Here is a 25,150-nt window from a genome sequence, read left to right as displayed (position 1 = left end):
CGGTCATCATCCTGACGACCAACCTCGGTACCCGTGACGTGGCCAAGGCCGTGTCGCTGGGCTTCCAGGCCTCCGAGGCCGAGGAGTCGTCGTACGAGCGGATGAAGATCAAGGTCAACGACGAGCTGAAGCAGCACTTCCGCCCGGAGTTCCTCAACCGCATCGACGACACGATCGTCTTCCACCAGCTGCGGCAGAAGGAGATCCTGCAGATCGTCGACATCTTCACCGCGCGGATCGAGGGCCAGCTCAAGAACAAGGACATGGGCCTCGAGCTGACCGACACCGCCAAGAAGTACCTGGCGGCCAAGGGCTTCGACCCGGTCCTCGGCGCCCGCCCGCTGCGCCGGACCATCCAGCGCGAGCTGGAGGACACCCTGTCCGAGCAGATCCTCTTCAACGAACTGCGCCCCGGCCAGATCGTCGTGGTCGACTGCGAGGGCGACCCGGAGAAGGTCGAGAAGGCCAAGCTGGTCTTCCGCGGGGCTGACCGTGGTGTGTCGGTGCCGGATGCGGTTCCGGCCGACCTCGGGGTCAGCAACACCGAGGAGTAGGACGGTTTCATCGAGAACGGCCCGGACCTTTCGGTCCGGGCCGTTCTTGCTGTTCGATACCGCATATCACATGATTCTTCGCTAACAACTCATTGGAGCGGTTGACCGATATTTCGCCTGAAGTGCGCGGCAAAATCGATGGCCCGGACAAGGCCGCGGACGGATCATCGGCGGATGCATGAAGTACGAGCCGACTACGACGATCGAACAGTGACCGTCTACCAGGCCTACTCGACGGCGATCGCAACGCCGGCGGTGGCCGCCGGACGGTTCGTGGAGCCGTTCAAACGGGACCGGATGACCTGGATCAAGCCGTCGTTCCTGTGGATGATGTACCGCTGCTCGTGGGCCACCGCGGCGGGCCAGGAACGGGTGCTGGCGGTGACGATCACCCGCGACGGGTTCGAGTGGGCGCTGGAACGGGCCTCGCTGAGCCACTACGTGCGCGGTCTCCACAGTGACCGGGCATCGTGGCAGCGGGACCTGAAACGGGCACCGACCCGGGTGCAGTGGGATCCGGAACGGGACCTGCGGTTGCGGGCGCTGCCGTACCGGTCGCTGCAGTTGGGGCTGGGCGGTTCCGCGGTGCCGCGCTACGTGGACGAGTGGACGGTGTCGATCACCGACGTGACGCCGCTGGTGCGGACGATCCGCGACCACCTCGGCGCCGGGGACGAGACGGCCGCCGCAGCGCTGCTGCCGGCCGAGCGGCCCTACCCGCTGCCACCGGAGACGGCCGCACGTCTGGGCGCCGCCGCGACCTGACCGTGTCTCAGAGCGGGTGGAGGATGTCGTTGGCGTGGTCGGCCAGGGCGGCGCCGGTCACCGTGGCACGCAGGGGCAGGATCTCCAGACAGCGACGGATCGCCGGCGCCATCATCGGGTTGGGGACACGCAACGACACGGTGCAGTGCGGGACCCAGCGGCCCGGCCGGTAGTGCTCCCACACCTCCACGCCGCCGGCCGTCAGACGGTCGTGGACGGCCCGGTGATGGTCCAGGAGTTCGGCGGTCACCGTGACGCCCAGCCAGAGGACCCGCCCGACGAACTGGCCGGCGAAGTCCATGCTCACCGTCAGGTCCCGGGCGACCGGGAAGCCGCTGAGCGCGTCCGCCACCGCATGCGGGTCGAGGCGGTGGGCGGCGGCGAGCGAGATGTGCGGCCGGTGCTTCTGGTGCAGTGATCCCATGGTCGGGATGCCTTCGGCCTCCAGCGCGCGCCAGAGGGTACGAAGTCGTCGTGTCGCGTCTACGTCCAGGTAGAGCTCGAGTGCGGCGACCAAGGGACGGTCAGGCGACGATCGACAGGGTGACCGGCTCGCTGATGATCGTGCCGAGGCGGGACCGCAGTTCGTACTGCCCGGCGGCCGGGACCGGACCGGACGGGGTGGTGCCCTCGCACTGCGTGGACTGGCGGCCGTTCCAGGTGACCTGGTACTCGCGCTCGGCACCCGGGGCGAAGGACCGCAGGTCGCTGTCGGCGGACGGGTTGCACTTGTCCGACGACCAGAACTTCTGCGCGCCCTGCTCCAGGTAGAGCTCCTGCGGGCCGGAGCCCACGTCGCGGTTGCAGGTCCGCGTCCCGACGTTCTTGACCTTGATGCGGAGCTCGACCGGCACGCCCCGCTTGACCTCGGCGGCCGCCGGGATCGGCGTCACCGACAGCTCGGAGTCGGCGCAGGTGCCGTCGGCGGGCAGCGCGGCCGTGCCGGAGCCGGCGCTCGCGGTGGAGCCGAACGTGACGGTCGGGTCGGTGCCGGCCGGCAGCTCGTTGTCGTCCGGCGTCGCCGACTGAAGATCGGCCGGGTCGGGCAGCGCGGGACCGGCGCCCGGCGCACTGTCCAGGAAGGACGGGGTCGGTGAGGCCGATGCCGGTGCGGGCGTCGGATATTGCGTCGACGCGTTCTTGGTGCCCGAATCCTTGTCGTCCCCGCCGGAGCAGGACACGAAGAGGACGATGACGCCGAGCAGCACCGCGCCGAGAACGACCGCGCGCCGCCGCCAGTAGACAGAGGCTGAGAGGGGACCAACCGTCGCACGCATGATGCGCACACGGTAGACCGCATACCCGGCGCCATGTGCACGACGCGCCGGTTATGCGACACCAACTCGCGATTCGCTCGTTAGAGACTGCCGTCAGAGGTAGACCTTGCGCTGGTAGATGGCGTGTGCTCCGGCCACCCGATCGAGGAACAGCTTGCCGCCGCAGTGATCGATCTCGTGCTGCAGGGCGCGGGCCTCGAACGCGTCGGTGGCGATGGTGACCGCCTCGCCGCTGCCCGGCAGGACCGCCTCCACCACGATCCGGCCGGCCCGTTTGACGTCGCCGGTCAGGTCGGGCACCGACATGCAGCCCTCGCGTCCGGGACGCCAGCGACTCGCCTCGATGATCTTCGCGTTGCAGAGCACGAACGTGCCGTGCGAGGTGGCCGTCTTCGGGTGGCCGACGACGTTCAGGGAGAACATCTGCACGCCGACACCGACCTGCGGAGCGGCCAGACCGACACAACCCGGTGACACCCGCATGGTGGAAACCAGGTCCGCCGCCAGCTGCACGATCGCCGGGTCGGTGGGGTCGACCTCCTCGCCGACCGTGCTCAGCACACTCGCCGGGGCGGTGACCACGGGCAGGACCCGGCCCTCGGGCCCGGTCCACTGGAGGTCGGGGTCGCTCACAGGATCTCCGAATCGGAACGCCGCAACGTCACGTCGACGCCCAGCTCGGCGGCGGCCACGGCGAGCCGCTCGGCCAGCTCCTCACCGGCGCCGGCGGGCAGATCGACCTCGGCGACCAGCACGTACAGCGGGCCGGTCAGCCGGGTGGTGAGATCGAGGATGTTGCCACCCGCGGCGGCGACCACCCTGGTCACGGCGGCGACGATGCCGAGACGGTCGGCGCCGTGCACGCTCACGAGGTAGGGCTCGCCGGCCGGCTTGCCGTCCGACTCGGGCTCGACCCGGCGGACCGTGGCCAGCAGACCGCCGGTGGTGATCGGGGCCAGCGCGCCCTCGACCTCCTCGGCGGTCGGGCCGTTGCAGACCAGGGTCATCGCGAAATGGCCCCGCAGACGGGTCATCGTCGAGTCGGTGAGGTTCGCGCCGACGCCCGCGAGGGCTTCGGCCACGTCGGCGACGATGCCGGTCCGGTCCGGACCGATGACGGTGATGGCTAGCTCATGCACCCGCCTACAGTAAGTCCTGCTATGACTCTCGCCGACGACGCCATCGCCTGGTACCACGCCAACGCTCGGGATCTGCCCTGGCGGCAGCCCGACACCACTCCTTGGGGGGTCCTGGTCAGCGAGGTGATGCTGCAACAGACCCCCGTCGTCCGGGTGGAACCCGCCTGGAGATCCTGGATGACGCGGTGGCCCGATCCGGCCGCGCTCGCCGAGGACCCGCCGTCGGAGGCGATCCGGATGTGGGGGCGGCTCGGCTACCCCCGGCGGGCGATGCGCCTGCACGCCTGCGCGGTCGCGATCGTGGAACGCCACGACGGGCGGGTCCCGGACGACCTCGACCAGCTGCTGGCGTTGCCGGGGGTGGGGACGTACACCGGCCGCGCGGTGGCCACCTTCGCCTACCGCCAGCGGCATCCGGTGGTCGACACGAACGTGCGCCGCGTGGTGTGCCGGGTGGTCGAGGGCAAACCGGACGCCGGTCAGGCCACCACGACCGCCGACCTGGTGGCGATGGAGGCGCTCCTGCCCGAGGACGCCGAGACCGCGGCGGTCGCCAGCATCGCGTTCATGGAGCTGGGCGCGATCGTCTGCACCGCCCGGTCGCCCAAGTGCGTGGACTGCCCGTTTCACGCGGTCTGCGCCTGGCGGTTGAAGGGCGAGCCGCTGCCGGAGGGCCCCAGCCGCAAGCCGCAGCGCTACGCCGGGACCGACCGGCAGGTGCGGGGGCTGCTGCTGGAGGTGCTGCGGCACACCGAGGGCCCGGTGCCGCGCCAGCGCCTGGACATGGTGTGGACCGACGAGGTGCAGCGCGCCCGCGCCCTGTCCGGGCTGGTCGAGGACGGTCTCGTCGAATCGCTGGGTGAGGACTTCGTCCTTGCCGGAGACGGGCCGAAAGGCGACGTTCAAAAGCTCTTCTGAGTACGCCTACCGTGAGCCCGGCCCCGTCAGGAGGCCGGGCAGGTCCCCGGATCGGCCCAGACCCCGGTGTGGGTGGCCGGGGAGCCGTCCCGGACCTCGACCGGTTCCGTGGTCCGGAACACCTGGTCGGTGCTCTCGCCCGGGGCGACCCGGACCGTCTTCCCGCGGACCTGGAACACCGCGTCCACCGTCGCGTCCGTGCCGTTGCCCAGCCGGATGTGCAGCACCCCGTCGCAGTAGCTCTCGAAGCTCACGGCCGGGGTGACCGTGCAGTCGCCGGTCCCGCCCCGGTACGTGTCCAGGCTCGTGCCGCCGGCTTTCGCGCCGATCGAACCGACCACCCGGGCGCGGCAGGCCGGCACAGCGACCTCCATGGTGACTGTCGACCGGTCCGCCGTGATCCACACCCGGTCGCTGTCGTAGGCCGACCCCTGATCGGTGTACGACACCAGCGTGAACGCCTGCTCCTGGCCCGCACAGAGCGGTTGTTCGGCGGTGACCGTGGCGGTGCCGCCGGCCCCGTCGAACGTGTGCCGGTAGGTCGCGGTGGCGGCGGTGGCACAGTCCGGGGACGAGCCCACCGCGGATGCGGCACCGGTGAAGGCGGCGGTGGCCAGGACGGCGCCGCCGAGAGCGAGCGTGAACCAGCGCAAGATCGGCCCCCGGATGTCGGGTCGGGGGCGGTCTCACCACTGACTCCCCGGGCCGTCATGCGGTGACCGATAAGTTGCTCGGCCCGGATCAGAATCTCCCCTGCGGGACGCCGCGACGAGCGGCTGCCGCAACGGTAGGTCCCCGTCGGGCGAACCCGAAAGGGTTGACTACGCAGGGTGATCGTGTCGTCGGTGAAGTCGTGCCGGATTGGCGGCTTATGCGGCTTACCTCAACCCGACTGTCCGAAGCTGGAGTGACCCATCTCACCGGCGGGGGAACGGGCCCTAGACGTACCGCTCCAGGATCGACGCCTCGGCCAGCCGGGACAGGCCCTCCCGGACCCCGCGGGCCCGGGCGTCGCCGACACCCTCCACCGCCTGCAGATCCTCCACCGTCGCACCGAGCAGCCGCTGCAGGCTGCCGAAGTGATCGACCAGCCGGTCGACGATCTGCGGAGGGAGCCGGGGCACCTTGGCGAGCAGCCGGAACCCACGCGGCGACACCGCCGAATCCAGCGCGTCCGAGGCCCCGGCGTAGCCGATCGCCTTGGCCACCGCGATCAGGTCGATCATCTCGGTGGCGGTGAGCAGGTCCAGCTCGACCAGGCCCTCGTCGAGGGTGCGTGACTTGCGGCCGGTCGGCAGGTAGTCGCGGATGACCAGGGTGCGGTCGGCGTCGACACCGGCCATCAGCTCGTCGAGCTGCAGGGCGAGCAGCCGGCCGTCGGTGCCGAGCTCCACCACGTAACCGGAGATCTCGTCGGCGATCCGGCGGACCATCTCGAGACGCTGCACCACGGCGACCGCGTCCCGGACCGTGACCAGATCCTCGATCTCCAGGGCGGACAGGGTGCCGGACACCTCGTCGAGGCGCAGTTTGTAGCGCTCCAGGGTGGCCAGCGCCTGGTTGGCCCGGGACAGGATCGCCGCCGAGTCGTCCAGGACGTGGCGCTGCCCGTTCACATACAGGCCGATGATGTGCATCGACTGGCTCACCGAGATCACCGGGAAGCCGGACTGCTTGGCCACCCGCTCGGCGGTGCGGTGCCGGGTGCCGGACTCCTCGGACGGGATCGACGGGTCGGGCATCAGGTGCACGGCGGCCCGGACGATGCGGGTGCCGTCGCTGGAGAGCACCACCGCCCCGTCCATCTTGCACAGCTCACGCAGCCGGGTGGCGGAGAACTCCACGTCGAGCGCGAAGCCGCCGGTGCAGATGGTCTCGACCACCGCGTCGTAACCGAGAACGATCAGCGCGCCGGTGCGGCCACGCAGAATGCGTTCGAGGCCGTCACGCAGCGCCGTGCCGGGAGCCATCAGGGCGAGGTTGGCGCGCAGCGGATCACTGGCGCTCCCGCTGAGTCCGGAGCCGGTCGGCGGGGTCATCGCGCGATGACCCGCGCCGTTGACGCCGGGGCGCGGCGTGGAACTGGCTGCGGCGGGTCGGGAAGCATCGCGGTCGAGCGGCACCTGGACATTCTACGGACTGTTATCCACGTCAACGAGGCATGGTTCGATGAATGCTCCGTAGCGTGATGATTCGTGACCATCAGTCACCGCGTGCCGTGGGCTGCCGAGGCGCGCGCCGCGCTCTGCAGCGCCGACCGGAGATCACCGACCTCGATCACCTCCATGCCCTTGGGCGCGCCGGCCTCGCCGTCGGAGCCGCAGCCCGGCGGGACGAGCGCGACCTTGAAACCGAGCCGTGCCGCCTCGGCCATCCGCCGGCCCACCGCGCCGACCCGGCGGATCTCACCGGTCAGGCCGACCTCGCCGATCGCCACCAGGGTCGGTGCCATCGCCAGGTCGAGACCGCCGGACGCGACCGCCAGGGCCATCGCCAGGTCGGCCGACGGCTCGGTCAGCCGGATGCCGCCCACGGTGGCCGCGAAGACCTCCCGGTTGTAGAGCTTGAGCTGCTTGGTGCGCCGCTCCAGCACCGCCAGGACCATGGCGAGGCGGGCGCTGTCCAGCCCGGAGACGGTGCGCCGGGGCGAACCCTGCACCTCGGCCCCGATCAGCGCCTGCACCTCGGTGACCAGGGCGCGCCGGCCCTCCATCGCCACGGTGACGCAGGTGCCCGGCACCGGCTCGAGATAGCGGGTGAGGAAGAGGCCGGACGGGTCGGGCAGGCTGGTGATGCCGCCCTCGTGCATCTCGAAACAGCCCACCTCGTCGGCCGCGCCGAACCGGTTCTTCACCCCGCGGACCAGGCGCAGCGAGGAGTGCTTGTCGCCCTCGAAGTGCAGCACCACGTCGACCAGGTGCTCCAGCACCCGGGGGCCGGCGACCTGGCCGTCCTTGGTGACGTGACCCACCAGGACGGTGGCGATGCCGCGCTCCTTGGCGATCGCGACCAGGGCGGCGGTCACCGCGCGGACCTGGGTGACGCCGCCGGGGACGCCTTCGGTGCCGGGCGCCGACACGGTCTGCACCGAGTCGAGGATGAGCAGGCCCGGCTTGACCGCGTCGAGGTGGCCGATGACCGTGCCCAGATCGTTCTCCGCGGCGAGGAAGAGGCGGTCGCTCAGCGCACCCAGCCGCTCGGCCCGCAACCGGACCTGGCTGACCGACTCCTCACCGCTGACCACCAGCGACGGGGTGCCCGCGTGCTTGGTCCACTGATGGGCGACGTCGAGCAGCAGCGTGGACTTGCCGACACCGGGCTCGCCGGCCAGCAGCACCACCGAACCGGGGACCAGGCCACCGCCGAGCACCCGGTCGAGCTCACCGACACCGGTGGCCACCGCCTGGGCGGGGGCGGCGCTGATCTGGGCGATCGGGCGGGCCGGCTCGGCCGGCATCCGTGAGCTGACCACCCGGCCGGAGGCCAGCGGCACGCTCACGGTGGACTCGACGACCGAACCCCACTCGCCGCACTCGGGGCAGCGGCCGAGCCATTTCGGTGGCTGGTGGCCACAGGCGTCGCAGAGGTATGCGGGCCGGGGCGCCTTGGCGGTCTTCGAGGACGTCACACCGACAAGCTAGCTCGCCGGTCCGACAATCCGGTCCGGTGCCCCGCGGCGGTCGAGCTCAGCGCCCCGGGCCGGCGTTCCGACTCGGGGCTTGAAGATCGGGGCTTGAAACTCAGTGCTCGGGCCGAGCGCTCGGGCTCAGTGCTCCGACTCGGAGCCCTCGACGGCCTCGGCCGCACCGCGGGAGGCCGGGGTCAGCGGGCTGGCGACCGGCGCCTGCAGCACGAGCTCGGGGGCGCCGTTGCTGAACGCGAAGACCAGGTTGACCGCGGTGCCCGGCTTCAGCGGCTCGGACAGGCCGACGACCTGCAGCGGGCTGGCGTCACTCGGACGGAACAGCGCGGTGCTCATCGCCTCGACCTTGATGCTGGCGGCGGTGACCGACGGAGCGGCGCTCTCGCTGGGTTCGGCCGACGGGGACGCGGAGTCCGAGGTCTCCGGGTCGGCGGACTCGCTCTCGCTCGCCGACGGGGAGGCCGAAGCGCCCCCGGACGGCGACGGGGAGGCGCTCTCCGACGGTGACGCGGACACGGACGGGCTCGCCGCACCGACGAAACCGACCTTGTCGGCGGCGACCACCTGGGCGCGGTCCGGCGCCTGGCTGGTGATCGTGACGGTGATCGCCTCGGCGGTCTGGTTGTAGAGGCTGAGCTCCAGCGGGGCGTTCTCGCCGGCCTCGTAGCCCTCGATCCCGTTGTACTCCACCTGGAGGTTGCGGACCAGGACACTGCCGTCGGCGCTCTCCGAGTCCACGCCGGCGATCGGCGTGTCCAGGATGGCGGTTTCCGCGACCTGACCGGCTGAACAGCCGGAGATCAGGGCAGCGACCGTGGCGGCACCCGCGACCAGGCCGGCGCGACGGGTTCGCAGCGAGCGCATCACGATCCTCCAAATAGAGACACCAAGGTGTTAGATCAGCGTAATGGGCGGCGATCGGCGGCGTGCGCCTACCCGGGCATCCGGCGCCGTGATCAGGTCGATCGGCCGTTGAGGGCCGGCAGCCGGCCGGCAGTGTGGTGGCGAGGGTGACCGCCGCGCCGGGTTCCGGACGGGCAGACTTGATCACGTTGAGTGCTTGTCGCGTGACCGCTGGTGTGGCGGGTGGGGTGATCTCATGCGAGGCTCGACCGCATGTCCCCTCCCGGCCTGTTCCGGCGGCCCGCGTTCCGGCGTACCCCCGGTGGTGGTCGCCTTGTTCCGACGCTCTCCACGGTTGTCCTCTATCAGGGCATCGGCCGCGAAGCCGGCCGCACGCCGGACTCCCGCTTGGTAGGAGAGGTTCATGCTTGATGAGGCCCGCAGACTCGCCCCCCGCTTCGCCGCCCGCGCCGCCGCCACCGACCGTGACGGCACGTTCCCCGTCGAGGACTTCGCCGACCTGCGCGCGTCCGGGTTCTTCGGACTGACCGTGCCGTCCACGCTCGGCGGCGGCGGGGCCGGCTTCGCCGAGTACGCCGACGTCGCCTACGAGCTGGCCCGCGGCAACGGCGCCACGGCGCTGGTCTTCAACATGCACGCCTCGGTCACCGGTGCCCTGGTCGGGGTCAGCGACCGGATGGCCGAGACCCTGGGACTCCCGCACGAGGCCCTGGCCGCCCGCGACGAACACCTCAAGGCGGCCGCCGCGGGCAGCTGGTACGCGGTCGCGATGAGCGAACGCGGCGCCGGCTCCCGCCTGTCCGAGATCAGCACCACGTACCGGCGGACCGAGGACGGGTACCGGATCGCCGGCGCCAAGACGTTCTGCTCGGGGGCGGGGCACGCGGACGCGTACCTGATCGCCGCCCGCGCCGAGGATGACCCCGCCCAGGTCTCGCAGTTCCTGGTCCCGGCCGGTCCGGGCCTGCGCGTCGAGGAGACCTGGGACTCCCTCGGGATGCGCGCCACCGGCTCGCACGATCTGCACATCGACGTCACCGTCCCGCCGGCCGCGCTCCTGGGCGGGGTGGAGGGCCTGGCGCTGATGGTGGCGCAACTGGCGCCGCACTGGATGGTGGCCAGTTACGCGGCGGTCTACGTCGGGGTGGCCCGCGCGGCGGTGGATGCCGCCGTCGCCCACCTCACCGAACGCGGCCTGACCCACCTGCCGTCGGTACGCACCCGGATCGGTCGCGCCGACGCGGCGGTGGAGGCCGCGCACCTCGCCGTCCGGGAAGCCGCCCGCCGGGTGGACGAGAAACCCGGCGACGCCGAGACGAAACGCTGGGTGTGGCGGGCGAAACTCCTCGCCGGAACCACCGCGGCCGAGGTCGCCGCGTCGATGCTGGAGGCGGCGGGCACCTCGGCGATGCGCCGCGGTAACCAGCTGGAACGGCTCTACCGCGACGCCCGGGCCGGCTCCCTGCAACCCGCGACCAGCGACGTCTGCGCGGACTGGCTGGGCGTGGAGGCTCTCGGCGGCGACCCGGACGCCGGTGGCGTCACACCCCGATGGTGAGAGGCCGGTCATGGCAGCGGTGATCAGTGGGATGGGCGTGGCGCTGCCGCCCGCGACGGCACAGGCCGAGGTCTGGGACGGCTACTTCGCCCGGCGGTACACCGGGGCGCAACGCCGCATCGCCCGGCGGATCTTCGAGAATTCCGGGGTGCGGACCCGGCAGGCCGCGGTCAGCCCACTGGTGGAGGACGTCGCGAACTGGTCGACCGAACGCCGGATGCGCCGTTACCAGACCGAGGCGATCCCGCTCGGCAAGGCCGCGGTCAGCCGGGCTCTGGAGACGTCCGGGCTGAGCGCGGGCGATGTGGGTCTTTTCGCGGTCTGCTCGTGCACCGGCTACGCCACCCCGGGCCTGGACATCCTCCTGGCCCGGGACCTCGGGATGTCACCGACGGTGCAACGCCTCTTCGTCGGGCACATGGGTTGTTACGCGGCGTTGCCGGGACTCGGCGCCACCTCCGACTACGTGACCGCCCGCGGCCGACCCGCGCTGCTGCTCTGCGCCGAACTGACCAGCCTGCACCTGCAGCCCCCGGCGGACCGCACCGACATCCAGCAGATCGTGTCGCACGCCCTCTTCTCGGACGCGGCGGTCGCCGTCGTCCTCACACCCCGGGACCAGGCCCTTGCGGGGTACGCCGTGCGTGAGGTCGCCGCCGTCACCGACACGACGACCGCCGACCACATGACCTGGGAAGTCACCGACCTGGGGTTCCGGATGGGCCTGTCCGCCGAGGTGCCCGCCGTGCTGGCGGCGCACGTCCGCGGACTGGTCGACGACGTGCTCGCCCGGCACGGCCTGACCGTGGACGCGATCGACGGCTGGGCCGTGCACCCGGGCGGTCCGCGCATCCTCGACGTCGTCCAGGAACAACTGGGCCTGGACGACGACGCGCTCGCGGCCTCCCGCGGGGTGCTGTCCGCCTACGGCAACTGCTCCTCACCCACTGTGTTGTTGGTGCTGGATGCGCTGCGTAAACGACAGTTGCCGCCGCGGCGCATCCTGATGCTCGCGTTCGGCCCGGGACTCACGCTCTATGTCACTCTCCTGGAGGCCTCTACTCTCACAGCGTGAACGGCGAACGGGGACGAGGACTGGTGCTGCACACGACCGCCGCGCTGATCCTGGTGGCGGCCGTGGTGTGGTGGATACGCGCGGCGCCGCGGCCGGCGACCGACGCGCGGGTGGCCGAATGGCGGGGCTCCGCCGAGCAGCTGTTGCCGGACACCGGGCGGCAGGAGATGGCGGCGAGCGTGGCGCTCGCCGCCGGCACCAGCCACGAGGAGGTGGCCGATGTCGGCGGCGGCGACTTCACCGTGTCGGTGGTCTGCGCGGGCGCCGAGGGCAGCCGGGTCCGGGTGAGCCTGGCAGAGAACGAGTCGGGCCGCGGGCTGGCCTGCTCGGGCGACCGCACGCCGGAGATGTTCAGCCTCGGTCTCGCCGACGAACTGCACCTGCGGATCGCGGTGGACGACGCCGGGCCGGTGATCTTCCGATACAAGCTGGAGCGGTCTCTCGGCTGATTTTCCGGATATCAGTCGAGGCTTTATTACTGGGGCTGTCCTGCGCGATTGCCCCAGTTGTCGTACGCGGCCGGATCGCCGGGGTCGTCACACGCCGCCGGTGGGGTCTGACGGCTGGTCACGCGGTGTGGCGCTCCCCAGCTCAGAGCCGGGCCAGGTCGGGGCGGATGTCCTCGACCGAGGCGGTTCGTTGCCAAGTGCGGATGATGTCGCCGGAGCTGTTCACCAGGATCACCGCGGCGGTGCCGTCCGGGGTGCCGAGGCGCAGATGGCGGCGCAACCCGGCGGTCTGGTCGAGCAGGAAGGTGACGCTCTTGCCGTCGGCCCGGGGCGTCTGGGCCGGTGGTCGCAGGACGGACGGACTGGCGGAGACGGCGCTGACCGTGACGACCAGGACGGCCGTCTCCGCGGAGACGGCACTGATCGTGTCGGCGATCAGGGCACCGCAGTCGCAGCCGTCGGTGAGCAGCACGACCGCGGGGAGGTGCCCGCGGATCGAGACGCTCTGTCCGTCGGCGCCGACCAGGTCGGTGGCGGGCAGCGCGCCGGTGGTCGGCTCGTCGACCGTGCCGGAGGTGCGCTGGGTGGCGGGCTGGCGGGCGGGTCCGGGCCAGGCCGAGGCGAACAGGCTGGCCACCGTCACCATCACCGCCACCGAGATGATCAAAGCGGGGGTGCGCACGGCGAACCTGCCGATCCGCCGGAGACGCCGGACCGCCGGGCGCCGCAGCACGCGCTGCCACCGGGTGGCGGGCTCGGCCGTGTTCAGCTCGGCACGAACCGCCTCGACCTCGTCGGCGAGCGCGGAGAGGTCGTCCGGTATGACGATGACCCCCCACTCCTCGGGGAGATCGGGAAGGTCGTCGGGCGCACCGCCCCCGGGCGGCCTGCCGTTGTTGTCGCTCACGCCAGCCATGACTCAACCTCCCCCCTGGCCGACCAGATCCTGCTTCGGTCGGGGAACTCCCGTCCAGCCTCCCGCACGGGGGGCCGCATCGCCAGTGGTGCGCTGTTGCGGACATTAGCGATAAGCTTGATCTCACAAAGCCAACAGGTCCGGAATTTCCGACTCGTTAGCAGGGGTCGTGACTAACCGGTCACATTGCGTTACGAAGGCAGCTTCTCGCGTCGCTGTCAAGCGGTAGAAAGCCCCGTCACAGGGCCCCTGAGCTGCACTAACAGTGACCGTCAGGGCGAGACACGGGCGCCTGGGCGTGTTACCCTAGACACAGCGAAAGGGGTTTCGAACCTATGGTTTTCAGTGTCGGCGAGACCGTTGTTTACCCCCACCACGGGGCCGCACTCATCGAGGCAATCGAGACTAGGGTCATCAAGGGCGTTGAAAGGCAGTATCTCGTTCTGCGTGTCGCCCAGGGCGATCTGACGGTTCGGGTGCCCGCTGAGAATGCCGAAGAAGTCGGCGTGCGCGAAGTGGTCGGCGAGGAAGGCCTCGGCAAGGTCTTCGACGTCCTCCGCGCTCCGCACACCGAGGAGCCGACCAACTGGTCGCGGCGTTACAAGGCCAACCTCGAGAAGCTCGCTTCTGGCAACCCGCTGAAGGTTGCCGAGGTCGTTCGTGACCTCTGGCGTCGTGAGCGTGAGCGTGGCCTGTCGGCGGGCGAGAAGCGGATGCTTGCCAAGGCGCGCGACATCCTGGTCGGTGAGGTGGCCCTCGCTGAGAAGAGCACCAAGGACGAGGCTGAGGTTCTGCTCGACAAGGTCCTCACCGAGGCCTGATCACCCGACGCCATCCCTCTTCAAACGGTGACCGACGACCGCGATGTGACCGCGATGCTCAATGCTCGCGGTGACGTCGCGGTCGTCGTTCCTGCTGCCGGCGCCGGCCTGCGACTCGGGCCCGGCGCTCCCAAGGCGCTCCGCCTGCTCGATGGCGAGCCCCTTCTGGTCCACGCGATCCGCCGGATCGCCGCGGCGCCCTCGGTTCGCATGATCGTGGTGGCCGCCCCGCCGGCCGGTGTCGATGACGTGCGCGCTCTGCTCGACCGGATCGCCCCGGTCACCGTCGTGGCCGGCGGTGCCGAACGGCAGGAGTCGGTCGCGGCCGCGCTCGCCGTGGTGCCCGACGACATCGGTGTGGTGCTGGTGCACGACGCCGCCCGCTGCCTGGCTCCGGTGTCGTTGTTCGAACGGGTCGCCGCCGCCGTCCGGGACGGCGCCGACGCGGTCATCCCGACCCTCCCCGTGGTCGACACGATCAAAGAAGCCGCCCCCGACGGCACGGTGCTCGGCACCGTGGACCGTTCGGTGCTGCGCGCCGTCCAGACCCCGCAGGGTTTCCGCGCACCCGTCCTGCGTGCCGCCCACGCCGCCGCGGCCGACGCCCACACCGACGACGCGGGCGCCGTCGAGAAACTCGGCCACCCGGTCCTCTGCGTCCCCGGCTCCGACCTGGCCCTGAAGATCACCAGACCTCTGGACCTGGTGGTGGCCGGCTACCTGTTGTCCCACCCGGATCCCGACGCCCCCGTCTGACCGTCTCGCGCCTGACCGCCCCCGCCTGACCGTCTCGGACCTGATCTCGCCCGACCTTCTCGGACCTGCCGCGGCTGGATTCAGCGGTGGTCGGCTCTGCTGTCGTCCCGGGTCCTGTCGCTGCCGTCTGATCGGGCACACCACGTGGATGGGCTTCGTGCCCTGACCGCGGAACGTGTCTAGGCTTTTGGGGTGATCATTCCGCGGGTTGGTATCGGGACCGATGTCCATGCGTTCGACGCTTCTCGGCCCTGCTGGGTGGCGGGACTGCACTGGCCGGGTGAGCCGGGTCTCGCCGGGCACTCCGATGCGGATGTGGCCGCCCACGCCGCCTGTGACGCGCTGCTGTCGGCTTCGGGGCTGGGCGATCTCGGCAGCAACTACGGGACCAGCCGGCCGGAGTGGGCCGGAGCCTCCGGGGTGGCGCTGCTCACCGAGACGGCCCGCCGGGTTCGGGAGGCCGGATTCGCGATCGGCAACGTGTCGGTGCAGGTGGTCGGGGTACGCCCCAAGATCGGCAAACGGCGGGACGAGGCGGAGAAGGTGCTCTCCGAGGCGGTCGGCGCGCCGGTGACGGTGGCCGGCACCACGACCGACGGGCTGGGACTGACCGGCCGTGCCGAGGGGCTGGCCGGGATCGCCACCGCACTGGTCTATCCGGCCACCTGAGCAGGTGGTGGGCTACCCCGCCGGGATGAGCGCGTGTGGGGTCTGCGGCAGTTTGCGGTGGTTGTGGCGGTGTGGTGTTCAGCGTCACGGGGAGGGCACGGGCGGTATCGGGCATGATCGCTGCCATGACCGTCGCCCTGCCGGATGTCGCCCGGAAACTGATCGACAACCCCACGTATGTGGTGCTGACGACGATCAACGCGGACGGCAGCCCGCAGTCGACGCCGATCTGGGTCAAACGGGACGGCGACCATGTCGTGTTCTCGACGATCCGGGGGCGCCGGAAGGCGCTGAACATGGAACGGGAGCCGCGGGTCTCGATCTGCGGATACGACCCGGCGCAGCCGTACTCGTACTTCACCGTGGAGGGCGTGGTCGCGCTCTGTGACGACGAGGGTGATCTGATCGGCGAGCTGAGTTACAAGTACGCGAACGAGCCGTGGACCAGTGACGCCCCGGGGACGGTGCGCGTGGTGTGCCGCCTCACCCCGACTCACGTCATCTCCAGGTAGAGCGCTTACGCTCGGCACGTGCCCGCCCCCTTGGAGCCTGACACCACGCCGGAGGAACACCGGCAACGAGCCCTGCTGCTCGCCGATCTCGGTCGCTACGACGAGGCGGCCGACGAGATCGCCGCCGGTCTGAGCAGCGCACCGCAGGAGACCGCGCTGCTCGCCACCCTGGCCCGCATCCACCTCGCCGCGGATCAACCGGCCGAGGCGTTCGCCGCCGCGGACCGGGCCGCCACGCTTCAGCCGCCGGCGCTCACCGCGCTGGTGGTCCGGGCGATGGCGCTGATCGACATCCGGCGTTACGCGGATGCCGCCCGTGACGCCGGGGAGATCCTGGCCCGGTGGCCCGACGACGCGTACGCGCAGCGCACCGGAGCCGCCCTGCTGAGTGAGTCCCGCAACGGGCAGGAGGCGCTGAACGCCGCCTGGAACGGTGTCCGGGTGGCGCCGAAGGAGGCCGAGGCCCACCTGGTGCTGGCAGTCGTCGCCGCCCGTCTGCGGTTGTTCGACCTGGCGCAGCGGGCGTACGGCGAGGCGCTCGAACTCGATGCGGCGATCGGCGACGCGGGGCAGGACGTGGGGATCGTCCGGCTGGAGCGCCGCCGGTGGGCGCAGGCCCTGGAGTCGCTGGCCGAGGAGGCTTCGCTCGACGCGCCGGCCGCGGCCACCGGCCCGGATGGGGAGCCGCCGGCCGGGAGTCCGAGCGCGGAGCCGCCGGCCGCGGGACCGGGCTTCGACGCGTACACCGAGAAGGAAACTCACGCGAAGGACGCGTACGCCAGGATTGCGCGACCGACGCGCCCGGTCCTGGACGTCTCGGACGAGGCGGCTGAGGGCCTGCGGGAGACGGTGCAGTTCGGCGCGGGTGGCACGTTGATCGCGGCGGTGCTGACCGCGGCGATGACCCAGATCAGTCCGGGCATCTCCCGGGCGTGGGCGGGTCTGATCGGCGTGCTGGTGTTCGTCGCGGTGCTCTTCTGGCTGCGCAGCCGGCTGCCCGAGCCGGTCGGTGTGGTGCTGGCCCGGCTGCGGGCCGGGAACATCCGGTTGGCGGTCTCGGCCTACCTGTTGTTCATGGCGCCGCTGTTCCTGCTGGCCTACGCGGTGGTGGGCGGCCTGCCGACGTTGATCGCGGCGATGGTGGCGGCGGCGGTCGCCGAGTTGCTGGCGGTCCTCTCCCGCCGCTGACCGACGGCGGAAGCCGCTGGCCGACGGCGGGAGCTGCTGACCGGTGGGAGCTGCTGACCGGTGGGAGCTGCTGACCGGTGGGAGCTGCTGACCGGTGGGAGCTGCTGACCGGCGGAGGCCGGTCAGCAGCGGGAGAGGACCTCTTCCTAGGCGCGGTTCCAGGTCCAGGCGTAACCGCTGTCCTCGACGCCCAGGGCCGGCTCGCAGAGGTCGAGCGGCCGGAACGTGTCGACCATGACGGCCAGTTCGTCGAAGGCCTCCACGCCGAGGGCCCTCTCCACCGCCCCGGGCTGCGGGCCGTGTGTGAAACCGGACGGGTGCAGCGAGATCGACCCCTGTTCGATCCCGGAGCCGCGGCGGGCCTCGTAGTTCCCGCCGGTATAGAAGATCACCTCGTCGGAGTCGACGTTGTGGTGGTTGTACGGCACCGGGATCGCCAACGGGTGGTAGTCGACCTTGCGCGGGACGAACGAGCAGATCACGAAGTTCGGCCCCTCGAACGTCTGGTGCACCGGCGGTGGCTGGTGCACCCGTCCGGTGATCGGCTCGAAGTCGTGGATCGAGAAGATCCACGGGTACAGGCAGCCGTCCCAGCCGACCACGTCGAACGGGTGGTGGGCGTAGACGTGCCGGGTCCAGCCGGCCCGGTGCCGGACCAGCACCTCGACGTCGGTGCCGTCCGCGGTGAACGGTTCGCCGGGGCCGCGGATGTCGCGTTCGCAGTACGGCGCGTGTTCCAGGAACTGGCCCCGCGACGACAGGTAACGCTTGGGCGGGCCGATGTGGCCGGTCGCCTCCACGGTCAGGAGCCGGGCGGTGCCGTGCGGGACGATCCGGTGCACCACCGACGTCGGGACGATCACGTAGTCGCCGGGGCCGGCCCGCAGTTCGCCGAAGGTGGTCTCGACGGTGACGGTGCCGTCCTCGACGTACAGGCATTCGTCGCCGACGGCGTTGCGGTAGAGCGGGGAGGGGCGGTCGGCTACGGCGTACCCGATCCGGACGTCGCTGTTGGCGAGCAGTGGGCGGCGGCCGAGCACCGCGTCCGCGGGTCCGGCGTCGAGCTTGTGGGTGCGCAGGTGGCGGGGTTTGAGCGGGTGGTTGGCGGTCTGCCGGACGGCCGGTGGTTCGTGTACCTCGGCCGTGACGATCGCGGTGGGGGGATGTCGGTGATAGAGCAGCGACGAGTCGGAGGAGAAGCCCTCCTGGCCCATCAGTTCCTCGGCGTACAGGCCTCCGTCGGGGCGCCGGAACTGCGTGTGCCGTTTGTGGGGCACCTCGCCGACGCTGCGGTAGTAAGGCATCGTTGCCTCCACCAGATTGGAAAGCGACATAGCGGACTTGGTTGTCCGTTTCTCGCAGCGTCCATTAGGTTCGGGTTCGTGTCAACGATGGTGCCTCCGCTCTATGCCGGGCTGGTCGATGACGCGTCCCTGCTCCCGCCCAGCCCGATCGGCCTCGCCGACGCGGTGCTGAAGTTCCACGAGCACACCGCGTCGTGGTACTCGGATCTGCTGGGCGCGCTGCTGCTGCCCGCCTCGATCGTCGGCGCCGAGCCGGCGCCCCGGCTCTCGGCCGGCCTGATCGGCGACGTGCCGGCCGCCGTGCTGCCGGCCATCGTGGACAAGCTGACCGCCGCCGGGGTGGCGATCGGGCACGTCGAGGCGGCGGTGGCCCGCCGTGGCGAGGACCCGCAGCCCGGCATCGCCGCGCTCGGCTCGTTCGCGGCCGCCCACCCCGGTCTGCGCGTCTACGCCGAGATCCCGCTGAGCTGGGGACTGCTGGCCGCCCTGGACTCGGTGGCCGAGGCCCGCGACGCCGGGCTGTCGATCGCGCCGAAGTTCCGGGTCGGCGGGCTGGCCGCGGAGCTCTTCCCGACCCCGGTCGAGCTGGCCGCGGTGATCTGCGCCTGCCGGGACCGGGGCCTGTCGTTCCGGCTGGCGGCCGGTCTGCGGCACGCCACCCGGCACACCGACCCGGAGACCGGCTTCACCCACCACGGCTTCCTCAACATCCTGATCGCGTCGGTGCTCGCGGCCGAGGGTGGCGAGGTCGCCGAGGTGGCCGAGGCGCTGGCGGCCACCCACCCGGTGCCGCTGGTCGAACCGGCCCGGGTCCGGCGCGACGATCCCCGGCCGCTGTTCACCGGGTTCGGCGCGGCCAACGTGGTCGAGCCGCTCACCGAACTGGTCCGGCTCGGGTTGGTCAACGGCGGCTATGAGTGACGGCGCGGGGGCCGTCCCAGACTGACCTGGAATACTTCCGGCCGTGACCCGGATGCTGCTGAGAACCCTCGCGTCCGTTGTTCTTCTCCTGGTGAGTGGCCTGATCGGCTGGCGGGTGATCGCGCCGACCGAGGTGTTGGCGGTCGCCACCACGCCCTATCCGGAGCTGGCCGTGCGGTCACCCGGTGCTACCGGGCACACCCCGGTCGCGCCGCTGATCGTTGACGGCAGGATCCGCGTCTATGCCGCGAAACACCAGGTCAAGGCCGACGGCCCGGTCGACGGGCGGACGCAGTACACCGCCCGCTGGTCGTTGCGCCGCTGGCCGCAACAGCTGAGCGGGGTGGTGGCGAGCGGCACGACGGTCGTCACCCGCTGGTCGGACGGCGAGTTGGTGGCGATCGACGCGCGGACCGGGGAGATCGCCTGGCGGCAGGACGGTCCGGCCGGTCCGGGATACACCGGGCACCGCACCGGAGCGTCGGTGGTGTGGGCGCCGCCGGGTCTGCGACTCGCCGCGGGCGCGGTGCTGGCGAGCGACGATCAAACCCTTGCGGGGTACGACGTGAGCACCGGGACACCACGGTGGCAGGCCTCGACGACGTCCTCGTGTGCCGGCGGCTTCACCACGGCCGGTGGTGCGTACGTGTGCGAGGCGAGCGTCTACGACGGGGTCACCGGTGCCGCGATCACCACGTGGCCGTCCGGACCGTGGACGCCGGTCGGCTGCGACTCGGAGAGCTCGAACTGCGCCGGGTTCCGGGACGCCGCCGGTCAGGGCTGGCTCGCCGGTACGAGCCTGCCGCCGCAGCGCGCCGTCGCCCTGGACGCCCCGGGCGCGACGGTGGCCGCCGGGGTGATCGTCACGGCCCTGGAGGACCGGGTGGTCGCCCAGGACGCGGACGGCGCCGAACTGTGGACGTCGTGGACCGGCCTGACCCGGGTGCTCGGCACGGCGCAGAAGCGGGTGGTCCTGCTGACCAGGGACAACACCGTGATCAGCGTGGACCCGCGGACCGGCTCCGCGAGCGGCTCGTTCGCCCTCGCCGTCGACGACGAGGGCATTCTGTGGAAGCCGGGGGCGTTCCGGCTGTCCGGGGACCACCTGGCGATGGAGCGTCTGCTGCCGAACGCGCCGGACGATCCGGAGTCCCCGGTCTACTACCTGACCCTGGACACCGTGATCATCGCGTCTCTCTGATCCCTCCCGGCCTCAGGCCAGTGTGGGGAGCAGGGCGGCCCAGGCCTCCTCGGCGGCGCCGGCCACCGGGCCGTCCTCGTCGGCGAGGGTGGCCCGGAGCACCGGCGGTGGCGTGTCCCGGTGGATCATCATGAGGCCGCGCCGGTAGGCGTCGTGGATCTGCTCCGGGACCGTGTCGAGCAGGTCCGCGCCGAGGCCGCCCAGCGTGATCAGGTCCACGTCGAGGGCGTTGACGAGACCCGCCATGCCGCGGCCCAGGGCTGTCCCGGCGGCGCGTACCGCGTCCAGGGCATCCGCGGGGTCCGGTGGCGGGAGTCCGGCGAGGTCCTGACGGGACCGGGTGGAGCTGTCCGGCCGGTCGGCACTCGTGGCTTCGGCGCTCGCTGTTCCAGGGGCGCGGGTGATGGAGGCACGGGTGCCGGCGGTGTGGGCGACGGCGGTCCGGGCGACGGCGATGACGCGACGCGCGTAGGTGACCGGGTCGCGCGGAGTCGGGTCGCCCAGATGGCGGGCCAGGGCGGTGCCGTCGACGGCCGAGCCCCAGCAGCCGTGCGCGCCGCAGGGGCACGGGACCGCCGGGTCGCCGAACGGCATGTGGCCGAACTCGCCGGCCGCGCCGTGGGCGCCGATCACCGGGCGGCCGTGCTCGACGACCGCGCCGCCGAGTCCGGCGTCGATCCGCAGGTGCAGCGCGACCGTGGCCTGGGCGGCGGCGCCCCGGTGCGACTCGGCGGCGGCGGCCAGGGTGGCGTCGTTGCCGGCCACGAAGACCTCGGCGCCGGGCCAGAGTTCGGTCAGGTCGGCGTCGTGCCAGCCGGCGTTGGCGGCCTGCAGTCGCAGCGAACGGACGGTGCCGGGGACCGAGACGCCGATGGCGCGCGGGCGGTGCGCGTACCCCCGCAGGAGGTCTTGGATCGCGGCGGCGACCGCCGTGCGCACGGCGGGCCAGTCGGAGCCCGCGTGTCGTCCCGTGCGGGAGGCGGCGGTGGTGCCGCCCAGTTCGACCACGTCGATCCGCCACGACTCGTGGGTGATCGCGGCGGCCAGCACGAGCGGGCCGCCCGGGTGCGGCAGGAGCACGGTGGTCGGGCGTCCGCGGGTGCCGCTGGGCGCGGCCGGGGCCTGGGCCAGCAGTTCGGCCTTGCTGAGCTTGGTGACCAGCTCGGTGGCCGCGCCGGTGCCGACGCCGAGGAGGCGGGCCGCGTCGGCGCGGGTGACGCCGGGACGGCTGTGCACCACTCGCAGGAGTTCGGTGGAGCGCGTCGTCACATTTCCTCTCCCTTTTTATGCTCTTTATCAGAGCTTATTCTGCGGTGGTGAGACTCAACCGCCCGGCGCTCGTCGTCCTCGGCGCATCCTCGTTCTGCTACGTCACCGCCGAAACCCTCCCCGTCGGGCTGCTGCCCGAGATCTCCGCCGACCTCGGCGTCCCCGAGGCGCAGGTCGGTCTGCTGCTCACCAGTTATGCCGTCGTCGCCGCCGTGAGCACCATCCCGCTCACGGCGCTCACCATGCGGGTGCCCCGGCACCTGCTGATCGCCGTCACGGTAGCGGTGTTCGCCGTGTCGCAGACCGCCGCGGCCCTCGCCCCGAACTTCACCGTGCTCACCCTCTCCCGGCTGCTCTGCGCGCTCGCACACGGGGTGTTCTGGTCGGTGATCGGGCCGATCACCGCACGTCTGGCTCCACCGGGACAGGCCGGCCGCGCGACCGCGCTGGTCTTCCTCGGCAACTCGCTGGCCATCGTGCTCGGCGTGCCACTGGGCACCGCGGTCGGGCAGTGGCTGGGATGGCGTACGGCGGTCGGGATGTTCGCGGCGGCCGGCGCGATCGGCGTGCTGCTGCTCGTCCTGGTCCTGCCCAAACTACCGGCGCTGCCCCGCGACCTGGGAACGAGCACCGGACAGCAGCTGCGCGACGCGGTCCGGATCCTGCGCAACGGCCGGGTGGCCCGGCTCTGCCTGATCACCGCGACCCTGGTGATCGGGCACTTCGCGGCCTACACCTACATCGCGCCGCTGGTACGCCGCGACGCCGGTCTCGACGGCGCCGGGCTGAGCGCGCTGCTGCTCGGGTACGGCGCGGTCGGACTGATCGCCAACTTCGTGGTCGGACGCTTCGTCGACCGGCGCCCGGGACCGATCCTGATCGGCCTGCTCGCGATCATCACGCTGGCCGTGGGGCTGCTCGCGCCGGTGCTCGGAGGAGTCCCGACCGTGGTCGCGACGCTGCTGTGGGGCGGCGCCTTCACCGCCGTGCCGGTCTTTCTGGCAGCGGCGGTGCTGCGGGTGGCCCCGGCCGCCCGGGACGCGGCCTCCGCGGTGTACGTGGTGGCCTTCCAGATCGGCATCGGCGGCGGCGCGTTCATCGGCGAGCGGCTGGTGAGCGCGCAACGACTCGGCACGCTGCCGCTGCTGGCGGCCGGGCTGGCACTGGTCGCGACACTGCTGGTGGTCTTCTCGCCGGCGGTCTTCCCGCACCGGATCAGCGCCGAGGACCACCACCGGGCCGAGGAGGAGGCTCAGATCACTCCTTGAGAGCGGCCTCGGCGGCGGCCAGGAACAGGTCGTTCTCCTCGGGGGTGCCGATCGTGACGCGGACGCCGTCCGGGTGGAAGCCCCGCACGATCACGCCACGGTTCTCACACGCCGTCGCGAACGCGGCGGTCCGGTCGCCGAGCGGCAACCAGACGAAGTTGGCCTGGCTGTCCGGCACCTCGACGGCGAGCGCGCGCAGCGCCTCGGTGACCCGCTTCCGCTCGGACACCACGATCGCGCAGCGGCGGCGTACCTCCTCCTGCCGGCCCAGGGCGGCGATCGCCGCGGCCTGCGCCAGGGTGTTGGTGGAGAACGGCGTCACGACCTTGCGGATGGTGGCCGCGACCTCGGGCTGCGCGACGAGATAACCCATCCGCAGGCCGGCCAGCCCCCACGCCTTGCTCATCGTGCGCAGCACGACCACGTTGGGCCGGTCGCCGTAGGTCTCCAAAGCGTCCGGCACGGCCGGGTCGTCGACGAACTCCCGGTACGCCTCGTCGAGCACCACCAGCACGTCGGAGGGTACCGCGTCCAGGAACCGGTCGATCTCGGCCTTGCGCAGGCTGGTGCCGGTCGGGTTGTTCGGGTTGCAGACCAGCACCATCCGGGTCCGGTCGGTGATCGCCTCGGCCATCGCGGTCAGGTCGTGACCGTGCGCCGCGGTGTTCGGCACCCGCACGCTCACCGCGCCGCCACCCGCGGCGATGATCGGGTACGCCTCGAAGGACCGCCACGAGTAGACGATCTCGTCGCCCGGCAGACAGGTCGCCTTCGCCAGGATCTCGGCCAGCGCCACCGACCCGCAGCCGGTGACCACCCGGTCCGCGTCCACCCCGAACCGGGACGCGATCTCCTCCCGCAGCAGGGTCACGCCCATGTCCGGGTAGCGGTGCACGCTCGCGGCCGCCTCGGTGATCGCCTCGACCACCCCGGGCAGCGGGCCGAACGGCACCTCGTTGCTGGCCAGTTTGACCGCCTCGGCGATGCCCAGTTCGCGGGCCAGGTCGGCGACGTTGCGCCCGGGCACGTAGTTCGGGAGTGCGTCCAGGTCGGGGCGGGTCAGGCGGGTCACTTCGATCCTCCAGGGGCGTCGCCGCTCGGTGCGGGCTCGACGGTGGTTGATGCGTGGCGCGGAACGGCGACGACGACGGTGGCGGCTGACTTGTCGTGCCACGCCTGCCGCAGGCGCGGGTCGAATGCGGGCGAGAGCGCCCCGAAGAACTGCACCACCAGGCCGATCCCGCACCACCAGAACAGGGTCCACATGCCGAGGCCGGCCCAGCGGGAGAACGCGCGACCGAAACCGATCGGCTTGGTGCTCTCCACGCCCATCACCTTGATACCGAGCATCCGCTTGCCCAGGGTCTGACCCCGGCCGCCGATCGACGGTGCTTCGTAGGCCAGCCAGAGCAGCGTGGTGACCAGCAGTATCGCCACGCTGAGCGTCTGCATCCGGGAGGTGGGCTCGACGACCGGCGACTGGTTGCCCGCGGCGATCTGGGCCATGTACTCGCGCAGGATCGGCAGGAAGTCCTGCCAGTACTCGTACACGAACCAGCCGTTGACCACGATGTTGAGCACCAGCACGACCAGGATGTCGATCAGCCGGGCGGTGAACCGTGCACCGAGGCCGGCCAGGGCGAAACCGTGCGGCTGGGCCTGCGGCATCGGATAGAGGTAGGCGTGCATCGGCTGGCCCGGCTGCGGCTGCCAGCCCGGTGGGGGCTGCCATCCGGGCGGAGGCTGCCAGCCCGGGGGCGGCGGGGGCTGCGGCGCCCAGCCGGCCGGCGGGCCCACCGCGGTGGGCTGCCCCGGGGGCATCGCATAGGGCTGTGGGGCGGCGGGCGCCGGCTCGGCGGCCACCGGTTCGGGCTCGGCGGGCGGCTCCTCCTCCTCGACCGCGGGCGGGCCGTCCGGCGGGACGGCGTCAGCCGGGATGGCCTTGCCCAGCCAGCCTTCACCGTCCCAGTAACGCTGGGTGCTGGTATCGGCCGGGTCTTTGTACCAACCCGCGGGAAGGGAACTCATGCGCAAACCTTTACCACGACAGCCTGACGGTTCCCTGCGGGCCGGAGAACCGATC

The 25,150-nt window shown here is 71.7% G+C and carries 27 protein-coding genes; 14 read left to right on the top strand and 13 right to left on the bottom strand.

Annotation, left to right across the window (positions count from 1 at the left end):
* Positions 1-554 (top strand): ClpB D2-like domain containing protein (locus QSK32_RS41895; protein WP_285475094.1); only part of this gene is annotated, 554 nt, incomplete at its 5' end.
* Positions 555-728: 174 nt separating this feature from the next.
* Complete coding sequence (locus QSK32_RS41890; RefSeq protein ID WP_045744476.1) at positions 729-1,319, top strand: DUF4291 domain-containing protein; 591 nt, start codon at positions 729-731, stop codon at positions 1,317-1,319.
* A 7-nt stretch (positions 1,320-1,326) separates the two neighbouring features.
* Here QSK32_RS41890 and QSK32_RS41885 read toward each other — a convergent pair whose 3' ends face one another.
* The 4 genes from QSK32_RS41885 to QSK32_RS41870 form a co-directional block, all read right to left on the bottom strand.
* On the bottom strand, positions 1,327-1,836 hold the full coding sequence (locus QSK32_RS41885) for a 2'-5' RNA ligase family protein (protein ID WP_285475093.1): 510 nt from the start codon (positions 1,834-1,836) through the stop codon (positions 1,327-1,329).
* 7 nt (positions 1,837-1,843) lie between these two features.
* On the bottom strand, positions 1,844-2,596 hold the full coding sequence (locus QSK32_RS41880) for a hypothetical protein (protein ID WP_045744478.1): 753 nt from the start codon (positions 2,594-2,596) through the stop codon (positions 1,844-1,846).
* A 93-nt stretch (positions 2,597-2,689) separates the two neighbouring features.
* Positions 2,690-3,229, bottom strand: coding sequence for a peptide deformylase (locus QSK32_RS41875; protein WP_045744479.1), 540 nt, complete (start codon positions 3,227-3,229; stop codon positions 2,690-2,692).
* Entirely contained in the window at positions 3,226-3,735 is a 510-nt protein-coding gene (locus tag QSK32_RS41870; RefSeq protein ID WP_045744480.1) for a glycine cleavage system transcriptional repressor, read from the bottom strand. Before QSK32_RS41870 ends, QSK32_RS41875 begins: the two co-directional genes overlap by 4 nt.
* A gap of 21 nt (positions 3,736-3,756) precedes the next feature.
* Between QSK32_RS41870 and QSK32_RS41865 the strand changes: the two genes are divergently transcribed.
* Positions 3,757-4,653, top strand: coding sequence for an iron-sulfur binding domain-containing protein (locus QSK32_RS41865; protein WP_285475092.1), 897 nt, complete (start codon positions 3,757-3,759; stop codon positions 4,651-4,653).
* Positions 4,654-4,679: 26 nt separating this feature from the next.
* Here the strand turns inward: QSK32_RS41865 and QSK32_RS41860 are convergent, their stop codons facing one another.
* The 4 genes from QSK32_RS41860 to QSK32_RS41845 form a co-directional block, all read right to left on the bottom strand.
* Positions 4,680-5,306, bottom strand: coding sequence for a hypothetical protein (locus tag QSK32_RS41860; RefSeq protein WP_285475091.1), 627 nt, complete (start codon positions 5,304-5,306; stop codon positions 4,680-4,682).
* A gap of 285 nt (positions 5,307-5,591) precedes the next feature.
* On the bottom strand, positions 5,592-6,692 hold the full coding sequence (gene disA / locus QSK32_RS41855) for a DNA integrity scanning diadenylate cyclase DisA (protein ID WP_425394662.1): 1,101 nt from the start codon (positions 6,690-6,692) through the stop codon (positions 5,592-5,594).
* A gap of 167 nt (positions 6,693-6,859) precedes the next feature.
* Complete coding sequence (radA, locus tag QSK32_RS41850) at positions 6,860-8,281, bottom strand: DNA repair protein RadA (protein WP_045744484.1); 1,422 nt, start codon at positions 8,279-8,281, stop codon at positions 6,860-6,862.
* Positions 8,282-8,419: 138 nt separating this feature from the next.
* Positions 8,420-9,160, bottom strand: coding sequence for a hypothetical protein (locus QSK32_RS41845; RefSeq protein WP_052720785.1), 741 nt, complete (start codon positions 9,158-9,160; stop codon positions 8,420-8,422).
* A 403-nt stretch (positions 9,161-9,563) separates the two neighbouring features.
* Here QSK32_RS41845 and QSK32_RS41840 point away from each other — a divergent pair, with 403 nt between their 5' ends.
* Genes QSK32_RS41840 through QSK32_RS41830 form a run of 3 tightly spaced genes read left to right on the top strand, consistent with a single transcriptional unit; the run spans position 9,564 to position 12,242 of the window.
* Positions 9,564-10,718 (top strand): acyl-CoA dehydrogenase family protein, encoded by a 1,155-nt coding sequence (locus QSK32_RS41840; RefSeq protein ID WP_285475090.1) that lies wholly within the window; start codon positions 9,564-9,566, stop codon positions 10,716-10,718.
* Positions 10,719-10,728: 10 nt separating this feature from the next.
* A complete protein-coding gene (locus tag QSK32_RS41835; protein WP_285475089.1) occupies positions 10,729-11,793 on the top strand; it encodes a type III polyketide synthase in 1,065 nt (354 codons plus the stop codon).
* Positions 11,790-12,242 (top strand): DUF6023 family protein, encoded by a 453-nt coding sequence (locus QSK32_RS41830; RefSeq protein WP_045744488.1) that lies wholly within the window; start codon positions 11,790-11,792, stop codon positions 12,240-12,242. The genes QSK32_RS41835 and QSK32_RS41830 overlap by 4 nt, the downstream gene beginning before the upstream one ends.
* A gap of 142 nt (positions 12,243-12,384) precedes the next feature.
* Here QSK32_RS41830 and QSK32_RS41825 read toward each other — a convergent pair whose 3' ends face one another.
* Positions 12,385-13,158: a hypothetical protein gene (locus QSK32_RS41825; protein ID WP_285475088.1), complete on the bottom strand. Its 774-nt coding sequence runs from the start codon at positions 13,156-13,158 to the stop codon at positions 12,385-12,387.
* A gap of 335 nt (positions 13,159-13,493) precedes the next feature.
* On the opposite strand from QSK32_RS41825, the gene QSK32_RS41820 reads away from it, so the two are divergent.
* The 5 genes from QSK32_RS41820 (at position 13,494) to QSK32_RS41800 (ending at position 17,104) form a co-directional block, all read left to right on the top strand.
* Positions 13,494-13,979, top strand: a complete 486-nt coding sequence (locus QSK32_RS41820; RefSeq protein WP_014447856.1) for a CarD family transcriptional regulator — start codon at positions 13,494-13,496, stop codon at positions 13,977-13,979.
* A gap of 45 nt (positions 13,980-14,024) precedes the next feature.
* Positions 14,025-14,735 carry a 2-C-methyl-D-erythritol 4-phosphate cytidylyltransferase gene (gene ispD / locus QSK32_RS41815; RefSeq protein ID WP_045744537.1) on the top strand — a complete coding sequence of 237 codons (711 nt, stop codon included), beginning with the start codon at positions 14,025-14,027 and terminating at the stop codon, positions 14,733-14,735.
* Positions 14,736-14,927: 192 nt separating this feature from the next.
* A complete protein-coding gene (gene ispF, locus QSK32_RS41810; protein WP_045744490.1) occupies positions 14,928-15,404 on the top strand; it encodes a 2-C-methyl-D-erythritol 2,4-cyclodiphosphate synthase in 477 nt (158 codons plus the stop codon).
* Positions 15,405-15,529: 125 nt separating this feature from the next.
* Entirely contained in the window at positions 15,530-15,916 is a 387-nt protein-coding gene (locus tag QSK32_RS41805) for a PPOX class F420-dependent oxidoreductase (RefSeq protein ID WP_285475087.1), read from the top strand.
* A gap of 18 nt (positions 15,917-15,934) precedes the next feature.
* Entirely contained in the window at positions 15,935-17,104 is a 1,170-nt protein-coding gene (locus QSK32_RS41800; RefSeq protein WP_285475086.1) for a tetratricopeptide repeat protein, read from the top strand.
* Between the two features lie 146 nt (positions 17,105-17,250).
* Here the strand turns inward: QSK32_RS41800 and QSK32_RS41795 are convergent, their stop codons facing one another.
* Positions 17,251-18,408 carry a homogentisate 1,2-dioxygenase gene (locus QSK32_RS41795; protein WP_045744493.1) on the bottom strand — a complete coding sequence of 386 codons (1,158 nt, stop codon included), beginning with the start codon at positions 18,406-18,408 and terminating at the stop codon, positions 17,251-17,253.
* Between the two features lie 78 nt (positions 18,409-18,486).
* Here QSK32_RS41795 and QSK32_RS41790 point away from each other — a divergent pair, with 78 nt between their 5' ends.
* Together QSK32_RS41790 and QSK32_RS41785 are read left to right on the top strand one after the other, a co-directional pair.
* Positions 18,487-19,329 (top strand): hypothetical protein, encoded by an 843-nt coding sequence (locus tag QSK32_RS41790; RefSeq protein WP_211275438.1) that lies wholly within the window; start codon positions 18,487-18,489, stop codon positions 19,327-19,329.
* A gap of 52 nt (positions 19,330-19,381) precedes the next feature.
* On the top strand, positions 19,382-20,530 hold the full coding sequence (locus QSK32_RS41785) for an outer membrane protein assembly factor BamB family protein (protein WP_045744539.1): 1,149 nt from the start codon (positions 19,382-19,384) through the stop codon (positions 20,528-20,530).
* A 12-nt stretch (positions 20,531-20,542) separates the two neighbouring features.
* Here QSK32_RS41785 and QSK32_RS41780 read toward each other — a convergent pair whose 3' ends face one another.
* On the bottom strand, positions 20,543-21,799 hold the full coding sequence (locus QSK32_RS41780) for an ROK family protein (RefSeq protein WP_285475085.1): 1,257 nt from the start codon (positions 21,797-21,799) through the stop codon (positions 20,543-20,545).
* Between the two features lie 47 nt (positions 21,800-21,846).
* On the opposite strand from QSK32_RS41780, the gene QSK32_RS41775 reads away from it, so the two are divergent.
* On the top strand, positions 21,847-23,067 hold the full coding sequence (locus QSK32_RS41775) for an MFS transporter (protein WP_245674084.1): 1,221 nt from the start codon (positions 21,847-21,849) through the stop codon (positions 23,065-23,067).
* Here QSK32_RS41775 and hisC read toward each other — a convergent pair.
* Positions 23,057-24,139, bottom strand: a complete 1,083-nt coding sequence (hisC, locus tag QSK32_RS41770; RefSeq protein ID WP_045744496.1) for a histidinol-phosphate transaminase — start codon at positions 24,137-24,139, stop codon at positions 23,057-23,059. The genes QSK32_RS41775 and hisC overlap by 11 nt on opposite strands.
* The gene (locus QSK32_RS41765) at positions 24,136-25,095 is read right to left on the bottom strand and encodes an RDD family protein (protein WP_285475084.1); all 960 of its coding nucleotides are present in this window, start codon (positions 25,093-25,095) and stop codon (positions 24,136-24,138) included. The genes hisC and QSK32_RS41765 overlap by 4 nt, the downstream gene beginning before the upstream one ends.
* Positions 25,096-25,150 lie beyond the last annotated feature (55 nt).

The sequence above is a fragment of the Actinoplanes sp. NBRC 101535 genome (genome assembly GCF_030269225.1).
Lineage (GTDB): Bacteria > Actinomycetota > Actinomycetes > Mycobacteriales > Micromonosporaceae > Actinoplanes > Actinoplanes rectilineatus.
This window is presented reverse-complemented; position numbering and strand designations above follow the sequence as displayed.